Consider the following 6,879-nt stretch of genomic DNA (forward strand, 5'->3'; position numbering starts at 1 on the left):
GCCGAGGTGGTCGGTCACCTCGCCCTCAAGGGCGGACTCCAGCAGTCGCTTCGTCAACTGCTGGAGCAAGCCGCCCTCGCCGGTCAGCTGCAGCCCTTCGGCGCGGGCTCGGTCGACCAGCATCCCGATCAACTGGTCGTCCACGGCGCCAACCCCGGGGGGCGTCCACGGTCTCGCTCATCACGTCGCTCACTTCGGTGGTCCTCATCCCCGAGCAGACCCTCCGGCCCACCCGGCATTCCATGATCCACCGTTAAGCAGACACTCCCGATCGGCATTCTGCTCCGCGTTTCTACTGGTCAGCGCCGAATCTCCAGTGCACCTCCGGCGGCGCGTGGGAGCCACAGAGGAGGTCGGGGGAGGCACAGCGGAGGCGCCCTGTCACCTCGTCGCAGCGGGAGTGTGCCGACTAGTTCGGATAAGCACGAGTGCTCGTGGATGCAGGGGGTGCTGAATGCTCTCCCGCAGGTGCCGAGTGCGACCTTCCGGCACTCGAAGTGCCCGAGGAACTCCGCCCATTTCCTCCTCGGTCGGCATCCGGGATTCACCGGTCGGCCCGAGCCCTCGACGGCGGGCGATGAAGGCCCGGTGCCCGGTGATGACCTCTTCGGGATAGACCGCCTTGTAACCCATGGTGGTGTTGATGTCCTTGTGCCCGCGGACGAGTTGGGCGATGTGGGGCGGCATCCCGTTCATCACGGCGTCGGTGACGAAGATCCTTCGCAGGTCGTGCGGGGCGAACAGCAGGGGCTGGCCGCTGGCGTCTGTGATCCCGGTGTCGGCGGCGGCGCGTTTGAGGAGGTCGCGGACGGCGGCTTCGCTGATCTGTGCTGGCCGGAGGGGCCTGGTCGTGGACCGGGGCGGGCGGGCGGCCGCGGGCGGGACGCGGTGGGGTCCCGGTGGGGCTGTGAGGGAGGGACTTCAGCTGTGCCGTGACCTGCTGGGCCGGCGTTGAGCCCGGCCGTGTGGCACGGACGTGGGGAGTCCGCAAGTGCCGGGCGGGTGTCGTGCTCGCGAGGTCAGTAGGGCAGCAGTGAGCTTGTTTCGAGTGTGAAGTCGAAGGGGGCCGGGATGTGGATCGTCTCGCCGTATTCGGCGTCCTCGCGCTGTCGGTAGCGGCCGTTTTCGAGCTCGGAGAAGAGGGTTGCGGTCTTCTTGCTGGGGTCGATGATGAGGTAGAGGGGGACGCCCATCAGCGGGTAGTCGCGCACTTTCCCCACCCAGTCGTTCTCCGGGTTTGACGGCGAGACGACTTCGACGGCGATGAGTGCGAGCTCTGCCGGCACCTCGTTGTTGGGCCCTTCCGGCGCTTCCTCGGGCAGAACTGTGAGGTCCGGGGTGCGGCTTTTCCTTGAGGCCGGCGAGGAGAGGCCGGTGTTCTGACTCGCAAAGCAGTCCGCGGGAATGCTGGAGGCGAACTGCCGTGCGATCTTGTCCAGGTTTCGTTGGTGAACGGCGGAGGGCGCAGCCTGCATGATGATGACTTCACCCGAACGTTCGACCTTGACGTTCTCGGGCGCAATCCGGCGTGCCTCCTCGATGAGGTCGAGGTGGTGAGGCTGCATGGGGCTCTCCCAGACAAGGCGTGGCGGGCGCGAGATACCCAGTCTACGGTCCCTCGGGGGGCAGCTATGGGCGTAGTTCGGCTTCGTGGGCGTGGCGGCGGTCAAGCGCGGGCACGCCACGACCGTGACCCCGGGCCCGCGACCCCGGTCGTCCCTGGTCGGGCCGCCCGGTGGCGGCGCGTCCGCGGAGCCGTGCCCGGTGCTGGTGGTCGACCAGTTCGAGGAGGTCTTCGCCCGCGAGGTCGACGCCGAGGAGCGTCGGCTGTTCATCGGGTCCGTGTGCGCGGCACGCGAGGACCTGGTGGTGCTCGGCATCCGGGCGGACTTCTACCCGCACGCGCTGCGTCATCCGCTGCTCGCCGCGGCGATCCAGCAGTCCCAGGTCGTGGTGGGCCCGATGACGGTCGAGGAACTGCGCCGCGCAGTCACCGAGCCGGCCCGGCGGGCCAAGCTGGACGTGGAGCCGGCCTTGGTCGAGCTGGTGCTGCGGGAGTCACTGCCGCGCACCACCGGATCGGGCCCGCCCCCCGGATCCGCCGGATCCGGCGGAACCCAGTCCCGTGCCGCTCTGACAGCCCAGGCATGGCGAGGCCCCCGTGCATGAGTCCGGTACACGGGGGCTCTTTGCTACCCAGGGCACCAGCTGGCTAGATCCACGCCGAGTTAGCGCAGCGGCCGTAGTTGTTGTTGCAGACCGTCACCGACGCCAGTGGATTGCCCGCAGCCTGGATCCACGGGCCGTAGTACGTCTGATTCTGTGCGACCCCGTAGGAACCGGAGGTACTTCCGTCGTGGAAAAGACCGGTGCAGGCGTCCGAGCCGGAAGAACCGAGGATGATCCTGGCCTTGACGCCGCTGCGGTCGACCTGAGCCCAGCAGCCCGGGACTGACGCCTGGGCGTAGGTGTCGGCCATTGCGGGGGCGGCAGTGAGCACGCCGAAGCCAAGGATGGCCCCGGTGGCAACCGCGGCAAGCGTGAGGCGAGACCTGAGCACGTTGTTCCCTCCAGCTGGTCGGCTGGCGAGGGCCCTACGAGCTCCCGCCTGGGCGGGAACTTCCGCCCAGGACAGTGCATCGCGCACACGCGGATGGGTGCCAACGTTTAGGTGGGAGCCGAAACGTGCGAGTGCCGGCCACCGTTTCCGATACGGATCACTCCCAAACGTCGGGGCCGCCGCCGATCCACTCGACCATGCGCTCGGCGTTGAGGTCGAGCTCTTCCAGGCCGGCGCGACGGCAGAACTCCGCCACATCCGCGAGCTCGAAGGCCTTGCCGACGTACTCGCCGAGGATGTCCACCCGCCGATACGGGCCCGTCATCGCATCGTCTTGAACGGGATGGACGACGACATGGGCGTGATGGTGCTCAGTGGGCAGGTCATCGCTCATCGCTCCAAGCTGCCCCGGGAGGAATCGATCCGCATCCCGTCAGCGCCCCTCGGCGACGGTGGGTGACCCACCCGGTCGGACGCGGCGCCGCGCGAGCTTCCCGGGCCGCTGCTGAGCTGAGCGGGCACCCGATTGAGAGGAGGGCCCGTCATGGCAGTGCTGATGGAGATCGATTTCCCTGGCGTGACTGCGGAGCAGTACGACGAGCTCGACAAGCGCGCGGGGACGCGTGCCGGACAGCCGCCAGACGGCGTGCTGTTCCACAGCGCCGTCGTGACCAGCTCAGGCCTGCGCGTGATTGACCTGTGGGAGTCGCGCGCCAAGTTCGAGGCGTTCATGGAGCGGCTGATGCCGGTCGCGGCCGAGATCGGCTTCCCCCAGCCCAAGGAACCGCCCCATCTGACGGAGGTCCACCACCACTTCGAGCGGCCATAGGAGCACAGAGGCGCCCCGGCGCTGCGGACTCAAGCGTCGGGGGCCTTCTGCTGTCCAGCTCCTCCACAGCATGTGGACAGCAGTCCCGCCCGGGCCGTGCAGCGGCGGTTCGCATCACGGCATCCCACTGACGCGCCCATCCGCCCCATGAGATCGTGAACTCCTCGTGAAGAGGGGGCATTTCGTGGGGCATCCTGCACGCCGCAAGCGCCAGCTCGTACGGTTCAACGTGCGCTTCCCGCGTCGGCGACGGATGCGGATCCCACGCGGCCCGGTCGGCCTGTTCTTCCTAGCGGCGCACCTCGTCATCCCCGTGTTCTACCTGATGGTCGCCATGGCGATCGGCACGGTCTGGCTGATCGTGGCTGGCACCCAGGTCACATGTTGGGGCGTCGCCGACCTGATCCGACTCGTCCGGCCGAGCACCCCGGGGCTGCCACAGCCGACAGGGAACGCGCTCACGGACTTCCAGCGCATGACCCCACTCCAGTTCGAGCACGCCCTCGCCAGCCTGTGCCAGCGCGACGGCTGCACCTCCGTCCGCGTCGTCGGCGGCGCCGGCGACCTCGGCGCGGACGTCATCGCCACCACCCCCGACGGACGCCGCATCGTCATCCAGGCCAAGCGGTACGCGGCCGCCAATCGCGTCGGCTCGCCCGAGGTGCAGAAAGTCGGAGGCACGTACTACGTGGTCCACGGCGCCCACCTGGCCGCAGTGGTCACCACCAGCGGCTTCACGCAAGCTGCCGTGCAGTACGCCCGCCAAGCCGGCATCCGCTTATACGGTGCCCGCGAGCTCGCTGGCTGGGTATCGCGTACAGGCCCGGCGCCCTGGCACTGACCGGCTCCACGCTCCGCGATCTCCCCTGACATGCCGAAGGGCCCCCATGCACAAGCCGGTGCACGGGGGCTCTTTGCTGTCCGCACGCTCCTCCACGTTGAATGCGGACAGGCCCACCCTGGGCGCGCAGCGGCGCGACGGGATCCCCAGGGCAGGCAGCTCTTATGGGCGCTGGCGCTGCCCGTCGTGGCAGGGGCAGTCACACCCATGCGGGCCGCCGTCGAGCGTGGTGATCACACCCACGGGGCAGGCGTTGCCGCTCTCACAGGAGGGTGCTCCGGTGCACGGCCGAAGTAGGACTTCTCCGGCGGCGTCCACGTCCGCACCCCAGGCTCAGGCCACGTGAACGGCTCCCGCACCTCGGGGTAGGGGTGCGAGACCTTGAAGTAGGCCGTCACGGGGCGCACCAGGCCGACAGCCCAGGGAACCCCGACGCCCGCAGCTCGCGGTAGTGGGCGTGCAGTTCCGCGCGCCGCTCGACTGCGTCCTCGGCCTGCGTGCGGGTGTCCCAGCCGCAGGGGTAGCCGCCGTACTCGGTGTCGACGATCACGCCGTCGGGCTTGCGGATGCGGTACCCGTCCCACTCGGCGTCGTGGATGACCTTCTCGGCGCTCACGCGCCCCTTCTCGGCGGCGGCGTGGCAGTCGCAGCCGCACTTCACCGGCACCCAGCCGAGCACGTGGTCGCGGTATCCGGGGGCGCTGCACATCTGATGGAGGTCGGGCCAGCGGTCCGCGCCGGTACGGCACTCAGGAGTCGAGTAGGCCCGCGGCAACGGGCCGAGTGTGACGGGGCGGGTCGGCGAAGCGCCCGCAGTGGAGGATGCGGTGACGGCCATGTCACCGAAGGTAGGGACGGCCTGACGTGGGCCTCCACGGTCTTGCGAGTTCTTGCGCGCCGATCACCCGAGCGCGTCGACCGCTGCCTCCACCAGTGCCCTCGCCGGCGGCCCGTATACCGCCGGCTGCCCCAGCGCCTGGAACGCGCGCAGGTACGAGCTGACCTCGCTTGCCTCGGTGATCCGGATCTCCGCCGTCAACGTCTCCACGATGACCGTCGCGTCGTCGTACACGTAGAACGGCTCGAGCGGCCACGCGTCCATTCGGTCGGTCGTGAACGGGATGACGCCGAAAGCGAGCGACGGCAGCTGCATCACCTCGAGCAGGTGGGCGAGCTGCTCCGCCATCACCTTCCGGCCCCCGATCCGGTACTTGAGCACCGTCTCCTCCATCAGCACCACAAACCGGTGGTCGCCCTCATACAGGGCGCGCTGACGCTGCATCCGCGCCTCCACCGCCGCGGCCACGTCGTTCGGGGTGCCCTGGAACCGCGTGATGGCGGACAGCAGGGCGGAGGCATAGCCGGGCGTCTGAAGGAAGCCCGTCACCACCTTCGAGCCGTACACGCGCTGCACACGGGTGCGCTCGTGCAACGGAAGCAGCTCCTGCTGGGCCTGCCGCAACCCCGTGCGATGCTTCCGCGCCCAGTGGACGTACAGCTGATCCGCCGAGCGGGTGGCCCGGATCAAGTCCGGGGCCAGGTCCGGCTGACCGCACGCTTCGCACCAGGTGCGGATGTCCGCGTCTGTCGGCACAGCTTCGTGTGTTCGATCCGGCTGGTCTTTGCGGCGTGCCAGCCACATCTGCGAGAGAGCTCGTCCCCGGTGAGGCCGGCGTCTAGACGGAGCTCTCGCAGGCGGCCGGCGATTGTCTCGCGGGCCGCCTGGACGGTGCTGAGGGGCGACGTGGCCATGGTACTGAGCTCAGTCGATCCGGAAGTCCTTGTGTGGTGTGGCGCGCTCCCACACCGCCTCGAAGGAGTCGGTGCACAGCTTTGCGACGGCCGGGTCCGTGGTGAGGTCGTGGCGGACCAGGGCGCCGTTGCCGGCGAAGATGCCGAACCGGACCGTGGTGTCGTCGAAGACCCAGTAGTCGTTGAGCGGGGCGGCGAGGTCGAGGGCCTGCTCCCGGGGGAGCCAGCGGACCAGCTCGCCGATCGCCAGGTTGACCACTGTCCCGGCGTGCTCGTATGCGATGTCGGCGGAGACGGGTGTGGACACGATCCGGGCCCGGCGCACCACGACGCCGCGGCAGACGGCGTCCCGCACGGTGGTGGCCCACGGGCGCCAGTAGTCGCAGTCGGGGTCGAGGTTGTCGCGGGTGCCGGTCTTCAGCCACTGCTGCAGCGGGGCGGATTCGTGCTCGACGCCGTAGGAGTCGCGGATCTCGAGGTGCACGGCGCTGCGCTGCGCGTTGGCGAACAGGTCATCCAAGCTCGTCGGCTGCATCGAGCGCCTTCCTCAGTGCGTCGGCCATCCGGAGCGGGAGCCGGACGACATCCTCGTGGTCGGGGATCCCTGGGGCGTGGTTCGGTGCCGGCGTCGCGGTCACCTGATCGCGCAGCACCTGGTCTGCCCGCCAGCCCTGGATCACGAACTCCCGTTTCTCTTCGTCGAGCCAGATGGTGGGCGAGTCGCCGGTTTCCGTCTCTGGGTCGATCGCGATGAACCGTAGCGTCATGATCCCCTCCGTCGTCAGCGCAGGGATCGGTCCCGGACACCGTCGTGCGGGAGCAGACGCTCCGTCAAGAGCTCGAAGGGCGGGCGGCCCAGTGCACTCAACCCTGCTCAGGATGGAGGCATTGTTCACG

Annotated in this window: 12 protein-coding genes and 1 pseudogene; 3 read left to right on the forward strand and 10 right to left on the reverse strand. The window is 69.1% G+C overall.

The window, feature by feature from the left end:
• From TR48_RS46940 to TR48_RS37265, 3 genes and pseudogenes are all read right to left on the reverse strand, one after another.
• Nucleotides 1–144 (reverse strand): annotated as a pseudogene (locus TR48_RS46940) (IS256 family transposase); the annotation flags it as partial.
• Between the two features lie 237 nt (nucleotides 145–381).
• Nucleotides 382–825, reverse strand: a complete 444-nt coding sequence (locus TR48_RS41380; protein WP_236652509.1) for a tyrosine-type recombinase/integrase — start codon at nucleotides 823–825, stop codon at nucleotides 382–384.
• A gap of 194 nt (nucleotides 826–1,019) precedes the next feature.
• Nucleotides 1,020–1,565 carry a Uma2 family endonuclease gene (locus tag TR48_RS37265; protein ID WP_042375136.1) on the reverse strand — a complete coding sequence of 182 codons (546 nt, stop codon included), beginning with the start codon at nucleotides 1,563–1,565 and terminating at the stop codon, nucleotides 1,020–1,022.
• A 199-nt stretch (nucleotides 1,566–1,764) separates the two neighbouring features.
• On the opposite strand from TR48_RS37265, the gene TR48_RS42755 reads away from it, so the two are divergent.
• Entirely contained in the window at nucleotides 1,765–2,169 is a 405-nt protein-coding gene (locus TR48_RS42755) for an nSTAND1 domain-containing NTPase (protein ID WP_042375137.1), read from the forward strand.
• 43 nt (nucleotides 2,170–2,212) lie between these two features.
• On the opposite strand, the gene TR48_RS37275 is transcribed toward TR48_RS42755, so the two are convergent.
• Nucleotides 2,213–2,500: a hypothetical protein gene (locus tag TR48_RS37275; RefSeq protein WP_161789986.1), complete on the reverse strand. Its 288-nt coding sequence runs from the start codon at nucleotides 2,498–2,500 to the stop codon at nucleotides 2,213–2,215.
• Nucleotides 2,501–2,717: 217 nt separating this feature from the next.
• Entirely contained in the window at nucleotides 2,718–2,954 is a 237-nt protein-coding gene (locus tag TR48_RS44620) for a hypothetical protein (protein WP_042375141.1), read from the reverse strand.
• 150 nt (nucleotides 2,955–3,104) lie between these two features.
• Here TR48_RS44620 and TR48_RS37285 point away from each other — a divergent pair, with 150 nt between their 5' ends.
• Nucleotides 3,105–3,389 (forward strand): hypothetical protein, encoded by a 285-nt coding sequence (locus TR48_RS37285; RefSeq protein WP_042375142.1) that lies wholly within the window; start codon nucleotides 3,105–3,107, stop codon nucleotides 3,387–3,389.
• Nucleotides 3,390–3,573: 184 nt separating this feature from the next.
• Entirely contained in the window at nucleotides 3,574–4,230 is a 657-nt protein-coding gene (locus TR48_RS39575; RefSeq protein ID WP_236652508.1) for a restriction endonuclease, read from the forward strand.
• Nucleotides 4,231–4,624: 394 nt separating this feature from the next.
• On the opposite strand, the gene TR48_RS37295 is transcribed toward TR48_RS39575, so the two are convergent.
• The 5 genes from TR48_RS37295 to TR48_RS37310 all read right to left on the reverse strand — a co-directional run bounded on the left by TR48_RS37295 (nucleotide 4,625) and on the right by TR48_RS37310 (nucleotide 6,749).
• Entirely contained in the window at nucleotides 4,625–5,068 is a 444-nt protein-coding gene (locus TR48_RS37295; RefSeq protein WP_152628398.1) for a hypothetical protein, read from the reverse strand.
• A 63-nt stretch (nucleotides 5,069–5,131) separates the two neighbouring features.
• On the reverse strand, nucleotides 5,132–5,824 hold the full coding sequence (locus TR48_RS37300; protein WP_369405639.1) for a DUF5753 domain-containing protein: 693 nt from the start codon (nucleotides 5,822–5,824) through the stop codon (nucleotides 5,132–5,134).
• Complete coding sequence (locus TR48_RS46755) at nucleotides 5,755–5,982, reverse strand: helix-turn-helix domain-containing protein (RefSeq protein WP_369405638.1); 228 nt, start codon at nucleotides 5,980–5,982, stop codon at nucleotides 5,755–5,757. Before TR48_RS46755 ends, TR48_RS37300 begins: the two co-directional genes overlap by 70 nt.
• Before the next feature lie 10 nt (nucleotides 5,983–5,992).
• Complete coding sequence (locus TR48_RS37305) at nucleotides 5,993–6,517, reverse strand: DUF6879 family protein (RefSeq protein WP_042375146.1); 525 nt, start codon at nucleotides 6,515–6,517, stop codon at nucleotides 5,993–5,995.
• Nucleotides 6,495–6,749 carry a hypothetical protein gene (locus tag TR48_RS37310; RefSeq protein WP_042375148.1) on the reverse strand — a complete coding sequence of 85 codons (255 nt, stop codon included), beginning with the start codon at nucleotides 6,747–6,749 and terminating at the stop codon, nucleotides 6,495–6,497. The genes TR48_RS37305 and TR48_RS37310 overlap by 23 nt, the downstream gene beginning before the upstream one ends.
• Nucleotides 6,750–6,879 lie beyond the last annotated feature (130 nt).

The sequence above is a fragment of the Streptacidiphilus neutrinimicus genome (assembly GCF_000787815.1).
Taxonomy (GTDB): Bacteria; Actinomycetota; Actinomycetes; order Streptomycetales; family Streptomycetaceae; genus Streptacidiphilus; species Streptacidiphilus neutrinimicus.